Below are 21,388 nucleotides of genomic sequence, written 5' to 3' on the forward strand. Positions count from 1 at the left end.
CACTGTATGCGATTCGCCGCGGGGTCCGTAACAATCCGGCGCGGGCATCATTGCCTGAGGGCGTCGACGTCCAGGCCGAGGGCCGATGCGGTGCCGCTGTCGACGGTGCGGCTGGCGTTGTCGGCGAGCAGGCCGAAGCCTTCGTAGTAGTCCCACAAGGCCCAGCCGAACCCGTGATCTTCCGCCGCCGCGCGGGCATCGGCGATCCAGCGCAAGCGGCTGCCGTCGTCCTCGACGCCGTCCGGCCAGCGGATGGCGCTGAACTCGCCGACGACGATGCGGCCCGGCGCGACGCCGTTCGCCTTCGCCCAGGCGGTTATCTCGTCGAAGCGCGCGGCGATGGTTTTCGGCCCGGCTTCCCCGCGGCCGTAATAGGACGAGGCATATTTCCTGGCGGACGCGAAAGCGTCGGCCGGTTGAGGCGTTCCGTCCTTCTCCATCCTGGCGATATGGGCTTTCGTCTTGTTCAGCGTCACCTCCAGGCTGCCGGTCGCCGCCGGATAGGTCAGGCCGGCAAGATAGCGGCCGGGCGGCGAGGCCCAGGGAATTGACTGATGCGTGAAGTAATAGGGCTCATAGAAATGAAAGTCGTAGAGCGTCGCGGCGTCGTAGCCGACGGGATCAAGCCGCATCAGGCCATCCGCGGACGCCCAGCAACCGCCGGTCAGAACGACCGGCATTTCGGGTGCAACGGCGCGCACCGCGTCGAACAGGCGTTTCTGCGATATCGTCCAGTCCTCGCCGTCCTTGCGGTCGCAGGCGGGCTGCGGCTCGTTCATCAGTTCCAGAGCGAAACCATCTGCGGGCTGATCCCCGAAGAGTCCGGCCACCTGCTCGAGGAATTTCCCGTAGCGTTCGAACTTCGCGCCCCGGGGATCGGCCAGAATGTCCTCCGGACGCCAGTTCGACCGGTAGGTGGAGGGATGCATGTCGAGCAGGACCGTCAGGCCGTGACGGCGCAGCCGCATGACCGATTGGCGCATCATGTCGAACAGCGAACCAAGCTCGTCCTCGCCGGCTTCCAGGAACGGGCCGACATCGACCGGCAGGCGGACAAAGTCGAAACCGAGGCCGCGCAGGCGATCCAGTTCGGCATCGGTCACGACGGCGAGATCGCCCTGAAACGGCGGCGAGAGGTATTTGCCCGGCCGGGCGGGGTCGCGGCTGGAAAAACTCAGCAGGCGTGACAGGTTGACACCGCGCCGGAAGGCCGGAACCTGCTCCGCTTCGCGAACCGGCGCGGCCGGAACGGATTGTGCCCCGGAGGCCGCCGACGCGGCGCCGTCCCGGACCGCGGCCGGCGGTGTCCAGACGGGAGGTGCGGGACTCGGCGCGAAAACCGCAAGAGCGACCGCACCCAGCGACGCGGCCGCCGCCATGCCGATCAGAACGTTGCGCAGGAGCCTGTGCGAACGCGCGGCGCTCACGGCCGCCTCATTCCGCCGCACTGCGCAGTATCGTTTCCGGACAGAACCGATCGATATCCGAGCGGTAGCCTGCGGCGATGGCGCCCGGGTCGAACCGTTCGTGCAAGGCCTTGCCTGCCTGCCGTATGGCTTCCCTGTAGGACGAATTGTTCCGGTAAAGCTCCGTCAGGGCCTGCGAGATTTCGGCGACATTTCCCGCCTCGACCGGAACGCCCGCCTGAATGCCGTCCAGATAGCCGTCGATGCCCGTGCCGCGGCTGTACAGGATTGGAATCCCGGCGAACAGGCCCTCCAGATAGACCATTCCGAAGGTCTCCTGGTGGCTGGGCAATGCCAGCGCCAGATAGTGAGGCAAGTGGGTGAAAAGCGTCTTTCCGTCCATGCCGCCTCGGAGGCGGACGCTGTCGGAAAGTCCCAACTGCCTGATCTCGCCGGTCACCGCCTCGATATTTGCCGCGTCACCGGGCCCGATGACGTCCAGACCGATGCCCGGGTTCGACTTGAGGAAGTCCGCGAAGCCGCGCAGAAGGTCCGACAGGCCCTTTCGCTTGCGCAAATCCAGATGCAGGACAGTGGCGAAACGCGGCTCGGCGGCGACCGAAGGAAGGTCCGGCACCGTATTGCCGACGATGTTGGGCAAAAGCCGCTCCTTGGCGGGCTGATCGGGCACATACCGGTGATAGGTGGACAGGAACCAGGCGGAAACATGATAGATCATGTCCGCGCGTTCCGCGATCCGCCGCATCAGGGCCCGGTAGCCGGGTTTGCGCAGGAAGACATTGCGTTCGGACTCGCCCCGCACCGAGACGAAAAACCGTGTCCCGGGCCCGAAATACTCGACCAGCCATAGTCCGGCTATGCCTTCGAAGGCGAATTTGTGCGCGTGAACCAGGTCCGGACGCCAATCCTCCGCCTCGAGCACCCGCGCAATCTTCCGGGCGACGCGGCGCATGGCTGCCGCCAGGCCCAGTCCCATCGGCAATCCGAAATAGCGATAGGCGAAAAGGCGAATGCCATCCGTTTCGCCGCAGTCGATGAGATAGGTCTTCCACGGCAGGCTGGTCCGGTTCAGGGACACCACCACATGGTCGCCGATACCCGCGCTTTTCACCAGACGTTCAATCGCGGTGGTCGTCCGGCCCCGATGCGGGTTCGGATAATCGGCGCTCACATGCAAAATGCGAGGCCCGGCATGTCTCGTTTCCTTAGCGGGCAACCTCATCGACTCCTTTTTGCGGGAATGCGCCACAACAGCACCCGGCGACGCGTCCGAACCCGGCAAGCTTCCCTTCCCGGGGATGTGGGGAAACCGGCCCGCAAGTCCCCCTGCGGCCTCGATCATCGGAAAGGACGGCGGGCTCATTCCTTAAGTCAAAATCTACTATTGAGCCTTAAAGAAAGCGTGAAAGCTCTCCTTCCCGGCATGTGCCGGGCACAGGGAGACAACGCCGGAGCGCCGTTTGAACGGCTCTGCCGCGGAGGCCGAAATGGGGATCAAGCCAGCATCTCTCGACACCGGGGAAACGATGGTCGCCGACGAAGAACCGAGATTCGGGTTGCGGCACAGGCTGTTGCGTCTGGCCTGGGGCGTTACCTGGGTGCTTCTCGCGTCATGGACGCAGCCGTTTTATGGCTGGCGCCGGTTCCTTCTGAGAGCCTTTGGCGCAAAGGTCGGTCAGGGGGTCTATGTGGCGCCCTCGGCGCGGATCTGGTATCCGGCCAACCTCGTTCTCGAGGATTTCGCCGCCATCGCCGATCACGCCGACATCTACTGCATGGCGCCGATCGTTGTCGGCAAATACGCGGTCATCTCCAAGCGGGCGCATATCTGCACCGGCACCCATGACATGAACGACGCGCTTTTCCCGCTCGTGACCTCTCCGATCACAATCGGGGCCTATGCCTGGATCACCGCTGACGCTTTCGTCGGTCCGGGCGCCAAGGTCGGCGAAGGCGCCGTGCTCGGAACGCATGGGGTCACGACGAAAAATCTCGAACCCTGGACCGTTTACGCGGGAAATCCCGCCCGGGAGATCAGGAAACGCCGGCAATTCGAGCGCAACGACACTCCCGTTCGGGGCTGGCGCGAGCCAAAACACGCGTGAGCAGCCGGGCGGCGATCGCGTGGCGGCGCGGGAAACGAAATTCCCGAAAATGGACTGATTAAAATGCGAGGAAGAAAATTAGGAATTTGGAAACCCTGAAAGGGGATGGAATATTCCTAATCGCCAAACGCTCGTTGATCAACCCCCTGAATTTCATGGATATTTCCGCCACCTGACCGCCCCACCGGGGCGATCCGGCTTATACGCCCGGGCATGATGCAGGTGCGCATTTAACGGATTCTTCGACAATGGGCATGATGGTGCGAGCGCGACTGATTTCAACAAGGACGGATAGACGGTTCCATCTCGTTCTTTCCTGTTTTGCATAAGAGCGGTTTTCAACTTGTCCTTCGTCCCGCCACCTCCTCCCCGCTTCCAGAGCCGCACAATTGCGTTTGACATCGCCGTCACGCGCCGGCCGCCCGGCGCGGCGCGGGCGATGCCGGAGACGCCGTTCAAGCCGGTCGATCCGCAATCCGGAAAGACCGGGAAATCGACAGGGATACGGACATGAAAATCACGATGATCGGTGCGGGATATGTCGGGCTGGTTTCGGGCGGGTGTTTCGCCGATATCGGCCACGCGGTCACCTGCGTGGACCGGGACGAGGCCAAGCTCGAGGCGTTGCGGCGCGGCCAGATCCCGATCTACGAGCCGGGGCTCGAAGCGATCGTCCATGACAACATGCAGGCCGGCCGGCTGCAATTCACCGCCGATCTCGCCGCAGCGGTCGCAGACGCCGACGCCGTCTTCATCGCCGTCGGCACGCCGTCGCGCGCCGGCGACGGGCTGGCGGACTTGACGCATGTTTATGCGGTCGCCCGCGAAATCGCACCGCACCTCACCGGACATACGGTCGTGGTCACGAAATCGACGGTCCCCGTCGGCACCGGCGACGAGATCGGACGCGTCATCGCGAAAGAGAACCCCGCCGCCGATGTCGCCGTCGTCTCCAATCCGGAATTCCTGCGCGAAGGCTCTGCGATCGGCGATTTCATGCAACCCGACCGTGTCGTGATCGGCACCGACGATGCGCGCGCGCGCTGCGTGATGCACGACATCTACGCGCCGCTGAATCTCGACGACGACCGGATCCTGATGATGAGCCGGCGGACCGCCGAACTGACCAAATATGCCGGCAATTCGTTCCTCGCCATGAAGGTCACCTTCATCAACGAGATCGCCGATCTGTGCGAGAAGGTCGGCGCCGACGTGCTCGACGTCGCACGCGGCATCGGCATGGACGAGCGCATCGGCCGCAAATTCCTGCAAGCCGGACCGGGCATCGGCGGATCGTGCTTCCCGAAGGACACGCTGGCGCTGGTCAAGACCGCGCATGACGCCGACAGCCCGGTGCGCCTCGTCGAAACGACCGTCACCGTCAACGACCAGCGCAAGCGCGCGATGGCGAAGAAGGTGATCCGCGCCTGCGGCGGAACGGTACGCGGCAAGACGATCGCCATTCTCGGCCTGACCTTCAAGCCGGATACCGACGACGTGCGCGAGTCGCCCGCAATCCCGATCATCACCGCCCTGCAGGACGCCGGCGCGCGCATCCGCGCCTTCGATCCGGAAGGCACCGAACAGGCGCAGACGATCCTGAAGAACATAGCCTATTGCGAAGACGCCTATGACGCCGCCGCCGGCGCGGACGCCCTCGTCATCGTCACCGAATGGGGCGTCTTCCGCGACCTTGATCTCGCCCGCCTGAAACAGACGATGGCCGCCCCGGTGATGGTCGACCTGCGCAACATCTACGACGCAGCCACGGTGCGCGTCGCGGGCATCAGCTACACCGGCATCGGCCGCAGCGACGGGACGGACCGCCGCTCCCTCGTCCTGCATCAGGCGGCGGAGTGATGGGCGCGTTCGACCCGGCAATGCCGGGATACAGCCGGGAAGAGAGCATGTTACGCCAGTCCTTCCTCGACGCGATGAGCCTGACGGCGGCCACCGTCACGGTCGTCACGACCGGCGGCCCCGCCGGGCGCGCCGGCATAACCGTTTCGGCGATGACGCCGGTTTCCGCGGACGGGGGCGCCCCGCTGGTGCTGGTCTGCATCAACGATGCCAGCCGCGCCGTGCAATCGATCCTGGAAAACCGGGCCTTTTGCGTGAATATCCTGCGCAACGATCAGCGGATGATCTCCGATGCGTTCGGAGGCCGGCTCGCCAGGCAACGGTTCGACAAATTCGCCTATGGCGAATGGGCGGATACGAATTCGGGTTCGCCGCGGCTGACGACGGCGCTCGCCGCTCTCGACTGCAGCCTTGCCGGGCACCAGCGCCAGGGCACGCATCACGTGATGTTCGGGTATGTCCAGGGCATCGAACTGAGCGACGCGGGCAAGCCGCTGGTCTACTGCAACCGCTCCTACCGGGAACTCGTCGACCAGGCCGTCTGAGCGACGAAAACGGGCTTGCCGCCTGTCCGGCGAAGGCCGCGAGGCGCCCGAAGACGCCTCGCGCAAGAACCGATCGGCGATCAGTTCATCTTCATTTTCTTGTCCATCTGGAGCTTGTCCGGCGTCACGACATTAAAATCGACGTCGATTTCGCCGGCCTTCTGGAATATCAGCTTGACCTTCTGCTTGGTGCCGGCCTCGAGCGGCTGCTTCATCATCATGAACATGACGTGATAGCCGCCCGGCTTCAGCGTGACTTCGCCGCCGGCCGGGATTTCCAGGCCGTCTTCGAGCTGGCGCATCTTCATGACGTCGCCCTGCATCGCCATTTCGTGGATCTCGACCTTGCCGGCGAAGTCGGCCGCGCCGCCGATCAGGCGGTCGGCTTCGGTGCCTTTGTTCTGGATCGTCATGTAACCGCCGGAGACCGGCGCGCCGGGCGGCGTCGCGCGGGCAACCGGATGAACGATGACGAGATCGCCAAGAGTGTATTCATGCGCCAGCGAAGAGACGGTCGCGGTCACGAGGGCAGCAGCGGCTGCAATTGCGGTGATTGCGTATTTCATTGTTCAGTTTCCATCTGATGCGGCCACGGCGCGGTGCGCGCGGCCTGTAAATATCGAATTCGATTCTGTGCCCGAGAGGGCGGTCAGACGGAAACGGCCGGTGGTCCGCGCTGCGATGCGGTCGCGAGATCGATGGTGGCGACCGGCGGCGCCGTCATCTGCGGCTTGATGACGGCAAGCACGAATTGCAGCGGCTGGGACAGCGCCACCGCGACGGGCTGGGCCGGTGCGGACGCCCCCGCGATCACGCAGAAATCGCAGAAGGCGTGGTGATGGTGATGCAGCGGATCGCCGTCCCGCTCCTGCGTCAGGCAGAGATCGGGCAGCGTGCCGTCCGGAAGGACATATTGCGCCAGTTCGAGCGGCTGCGGCTCGTCGACCAGCGGGCGGTGCGCGAAGGCGGACAGCGCGACCGCCGCAATCAGCAGGACGCGGATCCAGGCTGCGGAAACGAAGCGGTTTTTTACGCGTGCGCCGATCATGGCCACCAAGTTGCAAGTCCCGGCGCGCCGGTCAATCTTTGCGCGCGTGCCTGTGACGCCGCGCCGCATGAGCGGGACCGGGGTTTTCAATAGCTCGACCTGCGCTCGTCGCTCGGCGCACGGCCGAATTGCAGCCGGTAGCTCTGGGCGAAATAGCTGTGCGAGGTGAAGCCGGTCGACAGCGCGATCTCGAGGATCGGAATGTTGGTCTGGCGCAGCAGTTGCCGGGCGCGTTCGAGCCGCAGTGTCATGTAGTAGCGGCCGGGCGTGGAGTTGAGGTGGCGCAGGAAAAGCCGCTCGACCTGGCGCACCGACAGGCTGACGGAGTCGGCGAGCTCGCCCGCCGTCAGCGGCGTTTCGAGGTTTTCCGCCATCAGTTCGGTAACCTTGCGCAGCTTCTCCGACTTGCCGCTCAGATCCGGCTCCTGGCCGACGCGCTGGCGGTCGTGATGCGAGCGGATGCGCTCGTGCTGGAACTGGTTGGCGACCTTGTTGGCGAGGTCCGACCCGAAATCGCTGCGCACGATTTCCAGCATCAGGTCGACCGAGGTCGTCCCGCCGGCCGAGGTGTAGCGCTTGCGGTCGATCTCGTAGACATTGCCGGTGCACTCGATATGCGGGAAGGCTTCGCGGAAGGAGGCCCGGTTCTCCCAGTGGATCGTGCAGCGGTGGCCCTCGAGCTGGCCCGCCTCGGCAAGCGTGTGGCTGCCGATGGAGATCCCGCCAAGCGCCGCGCCGCGGCGGCCGCGCGTGCGGATCGCGTTTATGACCTTGTTCTTGCCGGCGAATTCCGTCGTCAGGCCGGCGACGACGAAGACGATGTCGCTCGGCGGCATGTCGTCGACGCTGTAGGCCGCCTTGATCGCCAGCATGTTGGACGCGCTCACCGGCTGGCCGTCATGCGAGACCGTCGACCAGTCGTAATACCGGGTGTCCGACAACCGGTTGGCCGAGCGCAGGACGTCGATCGCCGCCGCCAGGCAGAACATCGGGAAGAGGTCCGCCAGGATGAAGGAAAAGTGCCGCTTCGGCGCGAAATCGCTCGCATTCATGATGGCGGGCTATAGCCGAGCCGGGCGAAGACGAAAAGCGGAATCAAAATCCCGGCGGTTCGAGACCGGCGCTGCGATAGGCCGACGTCACGGTGCTGGCCATCAACATGGCGACCGTCATCAGGCCGACGCCGCCCGGCACCGGCGTGATCGAACCGGCGACCTTTTCCGCGCCGTCGTAATCGACATCGCCGACGACGCGATACTTCTTCTCGAGTTCCGGCGCGGGAACGCGGTTGATGCCGACATCGATGACGCAGGCGCCCGGCTTGACCCAGTCGCCCTTGACCATTTCCGGGCGGCCGACGGCAGCGACGAGGATATCCGCCTCGCGGCACACTGCGGGCAAATCCCTGGTGCGCGAATGTGCGATCGTGACGGTGGCGTTGGCGGCGAGCAGCAGGTTCGCCATCGGCTTGCCGACGATATTGGAGCGGCCGACGACCACGGCGGTGAGGCCAGACAGGTCGCCGGTGCCGAGCGTGCGGCGAATCATCACCATGGCGCCGGCCGGCGTGCAGGGAACGAAGGCGGAGCCGAGCTGGCCGGTCACCAGCCTGCCGACATTGACGAAGGAGAAACCGTCGACGTCCTTGTCGGGCGAAATCGCCTGGATGACCTTGCCGTCGTCGATATGGTCGGGCACCGGCAACTGGACGAGAATGCCGTGAATGGTGTCGTCGGCGTTGAGTTCGCCGATCAGCTTCAGGAGCTCGTCTTCCGACGTTTCGGCGGGCAGCCGGTGGGTGACCGACTTGAAGCCGCATTCCTCGGCGCGCTTGCCCTTGGAACGGACGTAAAACTCGCTTGCCGGATCCTCGCCGACGATGACGACGGCGATGCCCGGCTGCACGCCGGTTTCGCTCACGAGTTTCTCCGTCGCGGCCTTGACCGTTTCCAGCACTTCCGCCGCGATCACCTTGCCGTCAATCCGCTCTGCCATGCACTCTTCTCCCGACACGAGATTTCGCGCGGACATTTGCACGGGTTCGCAGCGAAAGAAAACCTCAGACGCGCCCTGTCATGACGGATTTCGACCAGTTTTCCGCCGGACGGGAAAAGTGACGTTGCGCGAAGCGCTGTCTGCGCTCTGCACGACGGCGCATCAGCACCTCGACGGATTCGCGAAGCTCGCGGACCGACCGGCGAAGATCCTCGAGTTCCTCGTCTTCGCCGGCGACAGGAACGGGCTGAAATTCTCCGGAATCACGCGGAATGGGCTCGGCGGATAGCGGCGGGTCCGCTTCGGATTCGCTCACGGCCATGCGGATCGCGGCGGCAACGAGGTCATCATGGTCGTCGAACCGGGCGGTGCCGCGTCCCGCACCGGAGGCGGCTTCGCGCATCGCGGAAAAACAGGCCAGCAAGACGCCAAGCGCCAGACCCGCCCCGGCAAATCCGGCGATGACGATTGCGCGCGACGGCGACGACGGCGTATCGGGGACAGATGCCGGCGAAACCAGCCTTGCCGCGGAAGCGGCTGCGTCCGGTTTCAGCCTTTCCCGCTCCTCGATGAATGCCCTGGCGGTCCCGTTGGCGACGAGCGCCGATGTCTCGGGATCGCGGGCGGTGATGCCTATATCGATGACGAAGGTGCCGGCCTCGCGTTCGACGGACAGGTTTTCACGCAAGGTTCGGAGCGCCGCGCGATCGCGTTCCGGCAGTGTGTCGCCGCTCGAAAACAGCGCGGTATAGACATGCAACCAGCGCAGCAAGGCGTTGCCGCCGCCCTCGCCGTTGAAGTCCGGGTTCCGGTCCAGTTTCGCGCGTTCGACGACCTTGTTCAGCACCGCGGCGGAGCGAACGATATCGAGCTGGCTGTCCACGATCGCCAGCGCCGTGCCGTTGTCGATATGGACCGGCGCGCCCGCATCTCCGCCGGAGGCGACCGCGCGCGGATCGATCAGAACCCGTGCATGCGACGTGTAGTGCTGCGGCGTCGAGAAGGCCACGGCGGCGCCGACGGCGAGGCCCGCAAGCGCGAGCCCCGAAACCGGCAGCCGCCACGCCCGGAAGGTTCTGGCGAAAAGGGGCAGAAAACCGGGCGTCCGGGAGACAGCAACCGGCGCGCGGCGCCCTGCGCGATTGTCTTCGGGTTCGATCATCGGCCACCGGGCTGGAAATACGGACCTCGCGGCGAACGCGCGAAAGTAAAGACACGCTAAATTTTCATGGATAACAAAAGGTTAATTCCGGATGCCGGGGGCGACGCGTCCGGCCCCCGACAGGCGTCGGCTCAATTCGCTCCGCGCGCGAATTTGCGGCGCAGGACGTGGCCGATAAACCGGGGGTTTCCGACGAGGTAGCGATGCCCAAGCCGGCGCGGCTCGCGGATCATGCGATACACCCATTCGCTGCGCATCGCGCGCACCCATCGCGGGGCGCGCGGCACCGACCCGCTGGCGAAATCGAACAGCGCGCCAATGCCCATCGAGATGGTGCAATGTTCCCCGGTGAGCTTTTCGGCGATCCAGAGTTCCTGTTTCGGCACGCCCATGGCGACGAGAAGGATATCCGGCCGCCATTGCGCAAGTCCGTCGAGAATGCGTTGTTCGTCGCTTCCATCGAAGTAACCGTGATGGACGACACGGTATTCGTGACGGCCGTCGAGAGCGGCAAAGCGCTCGCCCGCCTTTTCGGCGATGCCCGGACGGGCGCCGAACAGGCCGACCTTCAGCGGAAACTGCGCGCTGCGCAGCAGGTCGGGGACGAAATCGGTGCCGTTCAGATTGGCACGAAACCGGGCGCCGTGCAGAAGCTGCGCCGCGATATCGACACCGATACCGTCCGACAGAACGGTGAAACGCTCCAGCGCATTGCGGAAACCGGCATCTCGCATCGCGATATTGGCGTTGTGGGCGTTGAGAAAGGTGACGGGGGTGTAGTTGCGCAGGGCGATGCGGCCGTGGAGGAATTCGAGCGCCTCGTCGCGCGCGAAATCATGCACGGGAATTCCGAGCACGTCGCGTTTCGCGATTTCACGGCCGTTAACGGCGGATTGCAGCATTCCAGACCACGCAAACTACGGAAAACATTCCGCTTTCGTGTCCGGTAAAGGCCATGATGGAGCCGCGGGCAAGCGGATTCCGGGGCTGTGGTTAATGCCGGGGAACCGGCTCGGCGGCAAGTCTGCGCACCGCCTCGGCCAGGGCCTCGTCCATGCGAGTCAGCCGCGCGGCGCGAAAGGCTTCGCCATCGGCGTCCGGCAGCATGCCGGTGCGCTGGGCGACGACGAGGTCCTGCAGCGCCGCGGCGAATTTTTTCGAACCGTCGGCGCGGCGCACGTTTTCGGGCAGCGCGGCGATCCCGCGCAGCGCCGCGGAGGTGGCGACGGCGGGAAGACCGAGTTCGAGGGTCTCGACCGCCCCGGGGCTCACGCCGGTTCCGGCTCTTGCCGGCAGGGCGATGACGCGGCACTGGCGCAGGAACTCCACATGGTCGACGACAGGGCCGAGAAACAGCACCCTCTTGTCGCGGCTCGGAAATCCGCGCGGCACCCGGCCGGCGATGGCGAAAGTGACGTGAGGATGCAGTTTCGGCAGGACGTCCTGCAGGAACCATTCGAGTCCCGTAAGGCTTTCGGGCGCGGTCCAGTCGCCGATCATGCCGATATCGAAGCCCGGCAGGCGCACGCCGGTCGGCGCGGTCTCGCGGGGGATCACCAGCGGCAGGACGAGGGAGCGGTCTTCGGCGAGGCCGAGGCCGGCGCGATCCTCCTCCGACAGGGCCAGCACGAAACGCGCGGACCCGCACAGGCGCCGCTCGAGCGCCTTGAGGACACGCGCATCGCGGGACAGCCGGAGACGCTCCAACAGGCTTGGCGCGCCGCGCGCGTTTTCCGCCGCCAGGACGTGTTCGACGGCATGCGCGACAAGCAGGCAGGGGCTGCCGGCAAAGACAGTCTCGAAGGCGCCGGCGAGCGAAACGCCGCCGAGGACGATGCCGTCGAACGGCTCCAGCTTGGACAGCGCCGCGCGTAGTTCCGCTTCCGTGACCATGCGCAGCGCGGTTGAGGAAAGGGTCAGGCCGCTGGAGACGGCGGACGCGAACCGGCGCAGGTCCTGCACCACGGAAGCAGGGCCGGCGTCCGGATCGAATTCGCCGAGGCAGGCCGTGTCCTGCGGATCGGAGAGCTCGGCGCCCGGCCGCCTGAATCCGAGGAAGGAGACCCTGGCGCCTGCCCGGCGCAGTCCGTCGACGACAGTTTGATTGACGATCTCGAAATCGCTTTGCGGCGGACCGGCCGGCACGAGCGACGAGACAAAGACAAGATGCATGACTTCTCCCGAAAGTTGGGCGAGCGATAACACGGATTTGCGGCGCCTGCCCATAACCGTCTGCAACGCAGGCGCCCGACCGGGGCACGCTTGCGCTCGGGCGAACGCGCCGGTATCCCGGACCGACTTCGAAACGGGATGAAACATCATGTCTGCCAACAACAAAGTCGTGCTCGCCGGTTGCGGCAATATGGGCTTCGCCATGCTGCAGGGCTGGCTGTCGTCGAAGGTCCTGGCCGCCGCCGACGCGTTCGTCGTCGAACCGAATGAGGGCCTGCGCGACCGCGCGGCGGCGCTCGGCGTCACCACCGTCGCCGATGCCGGCGATCTGCCCGACGACCTGGCGCCGGCGGTGGTCATCCTGGCGGTCAAGCCGCAGGTGATGGATGCCGTCCTGCCGGCCTATGCCGGGCTTGCCGGCAAGGGGGCGGCGATCGTCAGCGTGGCGGCGGGCATTCGCATCGCGCGCATCGAAAAGGCGCTCGGAGAGAAAACACCGGTGATCCGCGTGATGCCGAACACGCCGGCGGCCGTCGGCGCGGGCATGATGGTGATCTGCGCCAACGCGCATGTCGGCGACGCGACGATGGCGTTCACCCGGCAGTTGATGGCGGCAAGCGGCGAGACGGCGGTGATCGACGACGAGGATCTGATGGACGCTGTGACCGCGGTGTCGGGATCGGGTCCCGCCTATCTGTTCCACATGATCGAGGCGCTGACGGAAGCGGCGAAGGCGGCGGGCCTGCCCGACGACATCGCCGGACTTCTCGCCGGCCAGACGATCTACGGCGCGGCGGTCTACGCCAAACAGAGCGGCGTCGCGCCTGGCACGCTGCGCGAGCAGGTCACCAGCCCGAACGGCACGACCGCTGCGGCGCTCTCCGTGCTGATGGGCGACGACCGGCTGACGAAACTGATGACCGAAGCGGTGGAAGCCTCGCGCGCGCGCTCCGTCGAACTCGGCAAATAGGAGAACCGCCATGTACGAGGTTCACGGGTCGCCGATCTCGCGCATGACGCGGGTTACGTGGATGCTGGAGGAACTCGGCGAGCCCTACGAATTGAAGAAGGCGCGCCTCGGATCCGACGACCTCGCGGGCCTCAGTCCCTCCGGCAAGGGGCCGGTGCTGGTGGACGATGATTTCGTGCTGACGGATTCGGCGGCGATCTGCCTGTATCTGGCCGACAAGCACGGCGACAAGGGGTTCGGCCCGCGCGACGCGCGCGACCGCGCGCAGATGGAAAGCTGGATGCTGTGGACGCTGGCGGAGTTCGAACAGCCGATGTGGAACAAGCTGAAGCATCGCCTGCTCCTGCCCGAAGACCTGCGCGCCGCGGACGTGTCGGCCTGGCTTTCGGCAGAATTCCGGCGCGAAGCCGGCACGCTGGAAAGACGGCTCGCGGGCCGCGACTATGCCATGGGCGATCGCTTCACCTGCGTTGACGTCGTGCTCGGCCATTGCGGCATGTGGGCGCGCGCCGGGCGCTACGAGATCGCGTCCGGCGCGGTCGACGCCTATTTCGACCGGATCCTTTCCCGGCCCGCCTACCAGCGCGCGGTGGAAAAGGAGACAAGGCTGAAAGCGGCGGCCTGACCCGCAAAAGAGGCCGAAAAAGGGGAAAACAGGCCCGAAAAGCAGGCCGGGATTGCGTTTACCGAAATGTCATGCTTGACACGCTGAAACGGAAAGCCGGATGTCATGATCGAAGTCAAATCCGTGTATAAAAATTTCGGCGGCGTTCATGCCGTCGAAAATGCCTCGCTGAAGATCGAAAAAGGGTCGATCACCGGCCTGATCGGCCCGAACGGCGCCGGCAAGACCACCCTCTTCAACATCATCGCCGGAAATCTGAAACCGAGCAGCGGGCAGATCCTGCTCGACGGCGAGGACGTCTCCGGCCTGCCGCCGCATCTCCTGTTCAAGAAGGGCCTGCTGCGCACGTTCCAGCTCGCGCACGAGTTCTCGACGCTGACGGTGCTGGAGAACCTGATGATGGTTCCCGACCACCAGCTCGGCGAGAGCCTGATGTCGGCCTGGTTCAGCTACGGCGAGGTGAAACGGCAGGAAGCCGAAATCCGCGAGCGGGCGATGGAGGTGATCGGCTTCCTCAATCTCGGCCATGTGGCGCAGGAACTGGCAGGCAATCTGTCCGGCGGCCAGAAGAAGCTGATCGAGCTCGGCCGCACGATGATGGTCGACGCCAAGGTCGTTCTGCTCGACGAAGTCGGCGCCGGCGTCAACCGCACGCTGCTGGCCGAGATCGGCGACGCGATCGTCCGGCTGAACCGCGAGCGCGGCTACACGTTCTGCCTGATCGAGCACGACATGGATTTCATCGGCCGGCTTTGCGACCCGGTGATCGTCATGGCCGAGGGCACGGTGCTGGCCGAGGGCACGGCCGACGAAGTCCGCAACAACGAGGCGGTGATCGAGGCCTATCTCGGCCGCGGCCTGAAGAACAAGACGCCCCAGCAAATGAGCGCGATGGCCGAGGCCGGCACGGAGGGCGGCGCCTGATGTATCTGATTGGCGAAAGCATGACCGGCGGCTATGGCGGCGCCGACATTCTCAAGGACTGCACGGTCGGTGTGGAAAAGGGCGAGATCGCCGTGATCGTCGGGCCGAACGGCGCCGGCAAGTCGACGGCGATGAAGGCAATGCTCGGCATGCTGCGGCTGCGGCTCGGCCGGGTCGTGCTCGACGGCAAGGACATCACCAGCTTCACCCCGCAGGCGCGCGTCGGCGAGGGCATCGCCTTCGTGCCGCAGACGAACAACGTCTTCACCGGCATGAGCGTGGAAGAAAACCTCGAGATGGGCGCTTATCTGCGCCGCGACGACATAAGCGGCACCATGGAACAGGTCTTCACGCTGTTTCCGATCCTCAAGGAAAAGCGGCGGCAACTGGCGGGCGAACTCTCCGGCGGCCAGCGCCAGCAGGTGGCGGTCGGCCGCGCGCTGATGACCCGGCCGACGGTGCTGATGCTGGACGAGCCGACGGCCGGGGTGTCGCCGATCGTCATGGACGAACTCTTCGACCGGATTCTCGAGGTGCGCGACACCGGCCTGGCGATCCTGATGGTGGAACAGAACGCCCGCCAGGCGCTCAACATCGCCGACCGCGGCTACGTTCTCGTCGGCGGCGAAAACTGGCGCACCGGCACCGGCCACGAACTCCTGGCCAATCCCGAAGTGCGCAAATCATTCCTGGGTGGATAGACCATGCCCGATGCAACCGACCTTCTGAACGCACTCGTCCTGATGACGAACTACGTCTTCGTGCCGGCGCTCTCCTACGGCTCGCAGCTGGCGCTCGGCGCGCTCGGCGTGACGCTGGTTTTCGGCATATTGCGCTTCGCCAATTTCGCGCATGGCGACCTGATGGCCTTCGGCACGACGATGACGATCCTGATCACCTGGGTCCTGCAGGCCAACGGCATAACGTTCGGGATACTCCCGACCGCCCTGCTGGCGCTCGTCCCGGCGATTGCGGCGACGGCGATCGTCGCCATCCTGATCGACAAGATGGTGTTCTCCTTCTACCGCAAGCGCCGCGCGGCACCGGTCGTGCTGGTGATCGCCTCGGTCGGCGTGATGTTCATGCTGAGCGCGATCGTCCGCTTCATCATGGGCACCGAAGACCGCCGCTTCACCGACGGCGAGCGGTTCCTGGTGCGGGCGCTCGAATTCAAGAAATGGAGCGGCCTCAACGAGGGACTGGCGATCCAGACCACGCAGGCGATCACCGTCGTGGTCACGCTCGCCGTCGTGATCGCGCTGTTCCTGTTCCTCAACCGGACGCGCACCGGCAAGGCGATGCGCGCCTATTCCGACAATGAGGACCTGGCGCTGCTGTCCGGCATCAATCCCGACCGCGTCGTGATGGTGACCTGGATCATCGCCGCCGCGCTGGCGACCATCGCCGGCGCGCTCTACGGCCTCGACAAGAGCTTCAAGCCGTTCACCTATCTGCAGCTCCTCCTGCCGATCTTCGCGGCGGCGATCGTCGGCGGCATCGGAGAACCGGTTGGCGCCGTTGTCGGCGGCTATATCGTCGCCTTTTCGGAGGTCATGCTGACCTATGCCTACAAGAAGTTCGCGACCTATCTGCTGCCCGACCAGTGGGCGCCCGACGGGCTGCTGCAGTTCCTGTCGACGGACTACAAGTTCGCTATTTCCTTCATTATCCTGGTGGTCGTGTTGCTGATCCGGCCGACCGGCATATTCAGGGGGAAAGTCCTATGAGCACCACCGCCAAGGATACCGACCCGAAAACCGAAACCGCCGAAGCGGTCGCGCCGCTGCCGACGGCGGTCGCGCAGAAGAGGCAGAGCCCGTGGCGCGCACCGCTGGCATTCCTGGCGATGGGAGCGGCGCTGGTCGCCGTCGGCATGTTCCAGTCCTTGCCGGTGGCGCTTGCCATTCTCAACATGAGCCTGATTTCCGCCGTCATGGCGATGGGGCTGAACCTGCAATGGGGCTATGCCGGGCTGTTCAACGCCGGCGTCATGGGATTCACCGCGCTGGGAGGCCTCGCCGCGGTCGTGATTTCGCATCCGCCGGTATGGGAGGCGCTGTCGGCCGGCGGACGCGGCATGGCGCTGTCGGGCGTGATCGTCATCGCGATCATCGCGACCACCGCGTTCCTGGCCACGGCCTTGAAGGGGCGGTTGCGCAGCCTCGCGATCTTCGTCGTCATCGTCGTCGGCTATGTCGTCCTGCGCCCGGTATTCGGCGACGCGGTCAACGCGATCGAGGCGGTCGACCCGGCCCGAACCGGCTTCATCGGCGGCCTCGGCCTGCCGATCACCGTCGCCTGGCTGGCCGGCGGCGTGTTCGCCGCAGCCGTCGCCTGGCTGATCGGCAAGGTGGCGCTGGGACTGCGGTCCGACTATCTCGCCATCGCCACGCTCGGCATCGCGGAAATCGTCATCGCCGTCCTGAAGAACGAGGACTGGCTGGCGCGCGGCGTGAAGAACGTCACCGGTCTGGCGCGGCCCTTGCCGGTGCCCTACGAGATCGAACTGCAGCAGAAGCAATGGTTCATCGACCTGGTAAGCCGCTTCCACGCGAGCGCTCTCGCTGCCGCGCCCGACACGGCGGCGCGCGAGGTGATGTTGCGGCAAATGCTGATCGACGGCGCCAGCTCCTATGTGAAGATCGCCTATGCCATCCTGTTCACGGTCGTGCTGCTGATCATCCTCGCCTTGTGCGTGCGCGCGCTCAATTCGCCCTGGGGCCGCATGATGCGCGCCATCCGCGATAACGAGGAAGCGGCTTCCGCGATGGGCAAGGACATCAAGGCGCGTCATCTGCAGATCTTCGTTCTCGGCTCCGCGATCATCGGCATCGCCGGCGCGATGATGACGACGCTGGACGGGCAGTTCACGCCCGGGACCTACAATCCGCTGCGCTTCACCTTCCTGATCTGGGTGATGGTGATCGTCGGCGGGTCGGGCAACAATCTCGGCGCGGTCCTCGGCGGTTTCCTGATCTGGTTCGTCTGGGTCGAGGCGGAACCGGCCGGACGCCTGATCGTGCAACTGATGAGTTCGAACATGGATCAGAACAGCGCGCTCTACCACCATCTGCAGGATATCGCGGCGCCGTTCCGCCTCTTCGTGATGGGTCTGGTACTGCTGATCGTGATGCGTTTCGCGCCGCGCGGACTGTTACCCGAGAAGGTGCGGCACAGCTAAAGCCGGAACGGCGGTATCCGGTCCATTGGGAGCCGGCCGGCCGTATTGACAGACATCAACCACATGCGGCGGCATCGCGCCTATAAATCAGGGCGCATGTTTGTGTTGGGAGATAACGTCATGAGACTATTTCTGAGTATTGCCGTCAGCCTCGCGCTCTTGGTGTCCGCGGGATGCGCGAGCATCGGGCGCTATCCGGTGTCAGGCGAAAAATGCAGTCCGAGCGACCCGGTCAAGAGCATGAGCGCCGGGGAATGCCCCCAGGTTCCCGCAAGCTAGATTTGAGCTTTCATTAGGTTGTCCATTCGGACCGGACCGGTGGTGAACGGGGCCGCCGGCGGCGGCAGTTCGCAACCGTGCGAGGCCGCGAGAGACCTGGACTGAGGCCGCAATGCCGAAAAGAAAACCCCGGGACGCTCGCGCGGCCCGGGGGCTTTTTTACTCCGAAGCCGAAAGGCTTAGCGCACCTTCACCGTCTTCCAGGCGCCGTTTTCGATCGTCAGCTGCTTGTAGGAGCCGAGAGCCTCGCCGACGTCGGTGAATTCGACGCCGGTTGCACCCTGGTAATCGATATCGGTGCCCGCGGCGACGAGATCGAGCGCCTTGGCGAGTTCTCCGGGGCCGATCTTTTCGCCAGGGGCGTTGGCGATGTCCATGACATTGCCGGCGATGGACGCGCGGTCCGCCTTGCCTGCCTTCTGCATGGCGAGGATCATCAGGGCTGCCGCATCGTAGCTCTCACCACGGTACGGACCGGTGCCGGTGATGCCGGCATCCTCAGCCATCTTCTGGAAGATCGCCGCATCCTCGGAATCGCTGCCGGCCGCGGTACCCATTATCTTGACCGAATCGAGACCGGGCAGATCAAGAAGCGAGTCGCCAATCATGCCGTCGCCAAGCGCGAAAGTGTCGAACGCGCCGGTGTCGATGGCGCTCTGCATGATGCCGCGGCCGCCCTGGTCGACATAGCCGAGAACGGCGAGCGCGTCGCCGCCGGCAGCGGCCAGCGCGCCAACTTCGGCGGAATAGTCGCCCTTGCCGTCTTCATGGGCCGCAACAATGGTGACCGTGCCGCCACGCGACGTGAAGGCTTTGGAAAGCGCATCGGCGAATCCTTTGCCGTAGTCATTGTTGGTATAGGTGATCGCGATCGACTTGATGTCGTTATCCATCAGCACATCCGCGAGCACTTCGCCTTGGCGCGCATCGGACGGCGCCGTACGGAAGAACAGGCCATTGTCCTTGATCTCGGAGAGGCCCGGTGACGTCGCGGACGGCGAAATGGACGTGACGCCATTCGGGACAGCCACGTTGTTGACCACCGCGCCAGTCACGCCGGAGCAATCGGCGCCCATGATGGATACGACATTGTCGGAGGTGATCAGGCGCTCGGCGGCAGCCGTTGCGGCGGCCGAGTCGACGCAGGTGGAATCGGCGCGCACCGAAGTGATCGTCTCGCCGCCCAGAAACTTGCCGGAGTCGGAAGCTTCCTTCATCGCCATTTCAGCGCCGGCCGCCATCGCAGGCGTCAGCGACTCGATCGGGCCGGTGAATCCGAGCAACACGCCCATTTTCACCTCGGCCTGTGCTGCGGCAGAAAGCGCAAGAACGCTCGCGGCAGCAAGAAGAAGGGTTTTTCGCATAAGACATTACTCCCTATAAAATCAGGCAATCCATGGCGGGCGCAGCCTATTCCGCATCTGCCGCTGGGAAAGCTTAAAAGGTTTAAAGCCTACTCCGTCGTCGCGTGCAAGCCGTATGAAATGCGTGGGTTAAGCGGCAGAATTAACGCGTCGAAGCGGCGTCATCGGGAAAGACGAAATCCGGCAGGGACTTCAACGCCTGCGACAGCGCCTCGCCCCAACTGGTCGAAATCGTCTGGTAATAGGGGTCGTCGGCTTCGACGCGCCGGCGAGACCCGAGCCGGAAACTGTCGGTCTCGTAAACCTGGATATCGAGCGGCAGGCCGACCGAGAGATTGGCCTTGAGGGTGGAATCGAACGACACCAGCATCAGCTTGACGGCGTCCTCGAAGGACATCTCCGGATCATAGGCGCGCACGAGGATCGGCCGGCCGTATTTGGTCTCGCCGATCTGGAAGAACGGCGTGTCGCCGTTCGCCTCGATGAAGTTGCCCTCGGGATAGATCATGAACAGGCGCGGCTCGCTGTTGCGGATCTGCCCGCCGAGAATCATCGTCGCGTTGAAGGACGAATCCGCGGTCTGCCCGCTCATCGCATTGGCCTGGATCACCTCGCGCAGCGTCTCGCCGACCTGGCGCGCGGCCTGGAACATCGACGGCGTTTCGAGGATCGAGGGATTGCGGTCGTGCGGCGCCTTGGAGCGCTCGTCGAGCAGGCTGACGACGGATTGCGTCGTTGCCAGATTTCCCGCCGTCATGAGCATGAGGACGCGCTCGCCCGGAACCGTCCAGGTGAACATTTTCCGGAACACGGATACATTGTCGACACCCGCGTTGGTACGCGTGTCCGACATGAAGACAAGGCCCTTTTTGAGGCGCAAACCGACGCAATAGGTCATCTGGTGATTCCAGCCCGATTTGCAGCGAACTTATTGTTGTATCTGGAGTCTGACAACCATGCTTTCGACGCTTTCGCCAAGACGCATGCCCGAAACCGGTGCGGCTTCGGTGTAGTCGAGTCCGGTGGCGACGCGGACATAGCGCTCGTCGGGCGAAATCCCGTTGGAGACGTCGAAACCGACCCAGCCGATCCCCTCGACATGCGCCTCGGCCCAGGCATGGCTCGCATCCTGGTGGACGCGGTCCTCCATCATCAGGTAGCCGCTGACGTAACGGGCAGGAAAGCCCATCGCGCGGGCAGCGGCGACGAATATCTGGGCGTGGTCCTGGCAAACGCCGTGCCCCGCCTCCAGCGCCTCTTCCGCGGTGGTGGCGGCATCGGTGCGGCCCGTCTCGTATCTGACCGCGCCGGCGATCGCCTCCGAGAGGGCATGCAGGTGCGAAATCTCGTTCTCGTAATCGCCGCTGGCGATCTTGATCAGCCTGCGGACGTTGTTGCCGGCGCGGGTCAGCGGCGTCGGCCGCAGGAAAAGCCAGAGCGGCGCGAAACCGCCATGGGCACCGATGATCCCCGAGGTATCGGCGGTATCGACGACCCCCGCGCAATGGACTGTGATCTCGGTTTGCCCGGCATCGAAACTGACGAGGGCGACATGATTGTTGTGCTGGTCGTCATATTCGAGCTGCTTTTTGCCGCCCTCGACGCGCGTCTCCCAGGAAACGACCGACTGGCCGGCCCGCGACTTCGGCGTGAGCCGAAGCTGCTGCAACGCATAATGGACCGGAACGTCGTAGTGGTATTGCGTCGTGTGCGAAATGGTCAGGCGCATCT

The 21,388-nt window shown here is 64.8% G+C and carries 21 protein-coding genes; 9 read left to right on the forward strand and 12 right to left on the reverse strand.

What is annotated here, in order from left to right:
- Window positions 1-47: 47 nt before the first annotated feature.
- Window positions 48-1,427: a cellulase family glycosylhydrolase gene (locus tag IG169_RS15850; protein WP_193177193.1), complete on the reverse strand. Its 1,380-nt coding sequence runs from the start codon at window positions 1,425-1,427 to the stop codon at window positions 48-50.
- A gap of 7 nt (window positions 1,428-1,434) precedes the next feature.
- The gene (locus IG169_RS15855; protein ID WP_193177194.1) at window positions 1,435-2,598 is read right to left on the reverse strand and encodes a glycosyltransferase; all 1,164 of its coding nucleotides are present in this window, start codon (window positions 2,596-2,598) and stop codon (window positions 1,435-1,437) included.
- Between the two features lie 316 nt (window positions 2,599-2,914).
- Here IG169_RS15855 and IG169_RS15860 point away from each other — a divergent pair, with 316 nt between their 5' ends.
- The 3 genes from IG169_RS15860 (at window position 2,915) to IG169_RS15870 (ending at window position 5,937) form a co-directional block, all read left to right on the forward strand.
- Window positions 2,915-3,532 (forward strand): LbetaH domain-containing protein, encoded by a 618-nt coding sequence (locus IG169_RS15860; RefSeq protein WP_210326052.1) that lies wholly within the window; start codon window positions 2,915-2,917, stop codon window positions 3,530-3,532.
- A gap of 510 nt (window positions 3,533-4,042) precedes the next feature.
- The gene (locus tag IG169_RS15865) at window positions 4,043-5,392 is read left to right on the forward strand and encodes a UDP-glucose dehydrogenase family protein (protein ID WP_193177195.1); all 1,350 of its coding nucleotides are present in this window, start codon (window positions 4,043-4,045) and stop codon (window positions 5,390-5,392) included.
- 47 nt (window positions 5,393-5,439) lie between these two features.
- The gene (locus tag IG169_RS15870; protein ID WP_210326053.1) at window positions 5,440-5,937 is read left to right on the forward strand and encodes a flavin reductase family protein; all 498 of its coding nucleotides are present in this window, start codon (window positions 5,440-5,442) and stop codon (window positions 5,935-5,937) included.
- A gap of 80 nt (window positions 5,938-6,017) precedes the next feature.
- Here IG169_RS15870 and IG169_RS15875 read toward each other — a convergent pair whose 3' ends face one another.
- From IG169_RS15875 to IG169_RS15905, 7 genes are all read right to left on the reverse strand, one after another.
- A complete protein-coding gene (locus tag IG169_RS15875; protein ID WP_193177196.1) occupies window positions 6,018-6,503 on the reverse strand; it encodes a copper chaperone PCu(A)C in 486 nt (161 codons plus the stop codon).
- Window positions 6,504-6,586: 83 nt separating this feature from the next.
- Window positions 6,587-6,994 carry a hypothetical protein gene (locus IG169_RS15880; RefSeq protein WP_193177197.1) on the reverse strand — a complete coding sequence of 136 codons (408 nt, stop codon included), beginning with the start codon at window positions 6,992-6,994 and terminating at the stop codon, window positions 6,587-6,589.
- 77 nt (window positions 6,995-7,071) lie between these two features.
- Window positions 7,072-8,037, reverse strand: a complete 966-nt coding sequence (locus tag IG169_RS15885) for a GlxA family transcriptional regulator (RefSeq protein WP_193177198.1) — start codon at window positions 8,035-8,037, stop codon at window positions 7,072-7,074.
- Between the two features lie 43 nt (window positions 8,038-8,080).
- Window positions 8,081-8,980, reverse strand: coding sequence for a bifunctional methylenetetrahydrofolate dehydrogenase/methenyltetrahydrofolate cyclohydrolase FolD (gene folD, locus IG169_RS15890; protein WP_193177199.1), 900 nt, complete (start codon window positions 8,978-8,980; stop codon window positions 8,081-8,083).
- A 64-nt stretch (window positions 8,981-9,044) separates the two neighbouring features.
- Window positions 9,045-10,142: a YveK family protein gene (locus IG169_RS15895; protein ID WP_193177200.1), complete on the reverse strand. Its 1,098-nt coding sequence runs from the start codon at window positions 10,140-10,142 to the stop codon at window positions 9,045-9,047.
- A gap of 131 nt (window positions 10,143-10,273) precedes the next feature.
- Window positions 10,274-11,044 (reverse strand): WecB/TagA/CpsF family glycosyltransferase, encoded by a 771-nt coding sequence (locus IG169_RS15900; RefSeq protein ID WP_193177201.1) that lies wholly within the window; start codon window positions 11,042-11,044, stop codon window positions 10,274-10,276.
- A 91-nt stretch (window positions 11,045-11,135) separates the two neighbouring features.
- Window positions 11,136-12,314 (reverse strand): glycosyltransferase, encoded by a 1,179-nt coding sequence (locus IG169_RS15905; protein WP_193177202.1) that lies wholly within the window; start codon window positions 12,312-12,314, stop codon window positions 11,136-11,138.
- A gap of 148 nt (window positions 12,315-12,462) precedes the next feature.
- Between IG169_RS15905 and proC the strand changes: the two genes are divergently transcribed.
- From proC to IG169_RS15935, 6 genes are all read left to right on the forward strand, one after another.
- Entirely contained in the window at window positions 12,463-13,284 is an 822-nt protein-coding gene (gene proC / locus IG169_RS15910; protein ID WP_193177203.1) for a pyrroline-5-carboxylate reductase, read from the forward strand.
- A gap of 10 nt (window positions 13,285-13,294) precedes the next feature.
- Complete coding sequence (locus IG169_RS15915) at window positions 13,295-13,909, forward strand: glutathione S-transferase family protein (RefSeq protein ID WP_193177204.1); 615 nt, start codon at window positions 13,295-13,297, stop codon at window positions 13,907-13,909.
- 105 nt (window positions 13,910-14,014) lie between these two features.
- A complete protein-coding gene (locus IG169_RS15920) occupies window positions 14,015-14,833 on the forward strand; it encodes an ABC transporter ATP-binding protein (protein ID WP_193177205.1) in 819 nt (272 codons plus the stop codon).
- A complete protein-coding gene (locus IG169_RS15925; protein ID WP_193177206.1) occupies window positions 14,833-15,534 on the forward strand; it encodes an ABC transporter ATP-binding protein in 702 nt (233 codons plus the stop codon). The genes IG169_RS15920 and IG169_RS15925 overlap by 1 nt, the downstream gene beginning before the upstream one ends.
- A 3-nt stretch (window positions 15,535-15,537) precedes the next feature.
- Entirely contained in the window at window positions 15,538-16,560 is a 1,023-nt protein-coding gene (locus IG169_RS15930; protein ID WP_193177207.1) for a branched-chain amino acid ABC transporter permease, read from the forward strand.
- Complete coding sequence (locus IG169_RS15935) at window positions 16,557-18,014, forward strand: branched-chain amino acid ABC transporter permease (RefSeq protein WP_246717412.1); 1,458 nt, start codon at window positions 16,557-16,559, stop codon at window positions 18,012-18,014. Before IG169_RS15930 ends, IG169_RS15935 begins: the two co-directional genes overlap by 4 nt.
- A gap of 458 nt (window positions 18,015-18,472) precedes the next feature.
- Here IG169_RS15935 and IG169_RS15940 read toward each other — a convergent pair whose 3' ends face one another.
- The 3 genes from IG169_RS15940 to IG169_RS15950 all read right to left on the reverse strand — a co-directional run bounded on the left by IG169_RS15940 (window position 18,473) and on the right by IG169_RS15950 (window position 21,386).
- A complete protein-coding gene (locus IG169_RS15940; RefSeq protein ID WP_193177208.1) occupies window positions 18,473-19,657 on the reverse strand; it encodes an ABC transporter substrate-binding protein in 1,185 nt (394 codons plus the stop codon).
- A 142-nt stretch (window positions 19,658-19,799) separates the two neighbouring features.
- Window positions 19,800-20,555, reverse strand: a complete 756-nt coding sequence (locus IG169_RS15945; RefSeq protein WP_193177209.1) for a proteasome-type protease — start codon at window positions 20,553-20,555, stop codon at window positions 19,800-19,802.
- Window positions 20,556-20,585: 30 nt separating this feature from the next.
- Entirely contained in the window at window positions 20,586-21,386 is an 801-nt protein-coding gene (locus IG169_RS15950; RefSeq protein ID WP_193177210.1) for a transglutaminase family protein, read from the reverse strand.
- Between the last annotated feature and the right edge of the window lie 2 nt (window positions 21,387-21,388).

It is taken from the genome of Oricola nitratireducens, from assembly GCF_014904745.1.
Taxonomy (GTDB): Bacteria; Pseudomonadota; Alphaproteobacteria; order Rhizobiales; family Rhizobiaceae; genus Oricola; species Oricola nitratireducens.

Bases quoted from the DNA above. Each gene is read 5' to 3' on its own strand.
- IG169_RS15860 (WP_210326052.1), top strand. From the start codon at position 2,915: ATGGGGATCAAGCCAGCATCTCTCGACACCGGGGAAACGATGGTCGCC.
- IG169_RS15865 (WP_193177195.1), top strand. From the start codon at position 4,043: ATGAAAATCACGATGATCGGTGCGGGATATGTCGGGCTGGTTTCGGGC.
- IG169_RS15870 (WP_210326053.1), top strand. From the start codon at position 5,440: ATGTTACGCCAGTCCTTCCTCGACGCGATGAGCCTGACGGCGGCCACC.
- IG169_RS15875 (WP_193177196.1), bottom strand. From the start codon at position 6,503: ATGAAATACGCAATCACCGCAATTGCAGCCGCTGCTGCCCTCGTGACC.
- IG169_RS15885 (WP_193177198.1), bottom strand. From the start codon at position 8,037: ATGAATGCGAGCGATTTCGCGCCGAAGCGGCACTTTTCCTTCATCCTG.
- folD (WP_193177199.1), bottom strand. From the start codon at position 8,980: ATGGCAGAGCGGATTGACGGCAAGGTGATCGCGGCGGAAGTGCTGGAA.
- IG169_RS15895 (WP_193177200.1), bottom strand. From the start codon at position 10,142: ATGATCGAACCCGAAGACAATCGCGCAGGGCGCCGCGCGCCGGTTGCT.
- IG169_RS15900 (WP_193177201.1), bottom strand. From the start codon at position 11,044: ATGCTGCAATCCGCCGTTAACGGCCGTGAAATCGCGAAACGCGACGTG.
- IG169_RS15905 (WP_193177202.1), bottom strand. From the start codon at position 12,314: ATGCATCTTGTCTTTGTCTCGTCGCTCGTGCCGGCCGGTCCGCCGCAA.
- proC (WP_193177203.1), top strand. From the start codon at position 12,463: ATGTCTGCCAACAACAAAGTCGTGCTCGCCGGTTGCGGCAATATGGGC.
- IG169_RS15915 (WP_193177204.1), top strand. From the start codon at position 13,295: ATGTACGAGGTTCACGGGTCGCCGATCTCGCGCATGACGCGGGTTACG.
- IG169_RS15920 (WP_193177205.1), top strand. From the start codon at position 14,015: ATGATCGAAGTCAAATCCGTGTATAAAAATTTCGGCGGCGTTCATGCC.
- IG169_RS15925 (WP_193177206.1), top strand. From the start codon at position 14,833: ATGTATCTGATTGGCGAAAGCATGACCGGCGGCTATGGCGGCGCCGAC.
- IG169_RS15930 (WP_193177207.1), top strand. From the start codon at position 15,538: ATGCCCGATGCAACCGACCTTCTGAACGCACTCGTCCTGATGACGAAC.
- IG169_RS15935 (WP_246717412.1), top strand. From the start codon at position 16,557: ATGAGCACCACCGCCAAGGATACCGACCCGAAAACCGAAACCGCCGAA.
- IG169_RS15940 (WP_193177208.1), bottom strand. From the start codon at position 19,657: ATGCGAAAAACCCTTCTTCTTGCTGCCGCGAGCGTTCTTGCGCTTTCT.
- IG169_RS15945 (WP_193177209.1), bottom strand. From the start codon at position 20,555: ATGACCTATTGCGTCGGTTTGCGCCTCAAAAAGGGCCTTGTCTTCATG.
- IG169_RS15950 (WP_193177210.1), bottom strand. From the start codon at position 21,386: ATGCGCCTGACCATTTCGCACACGACGCAATACCACTACGACGTTCCG.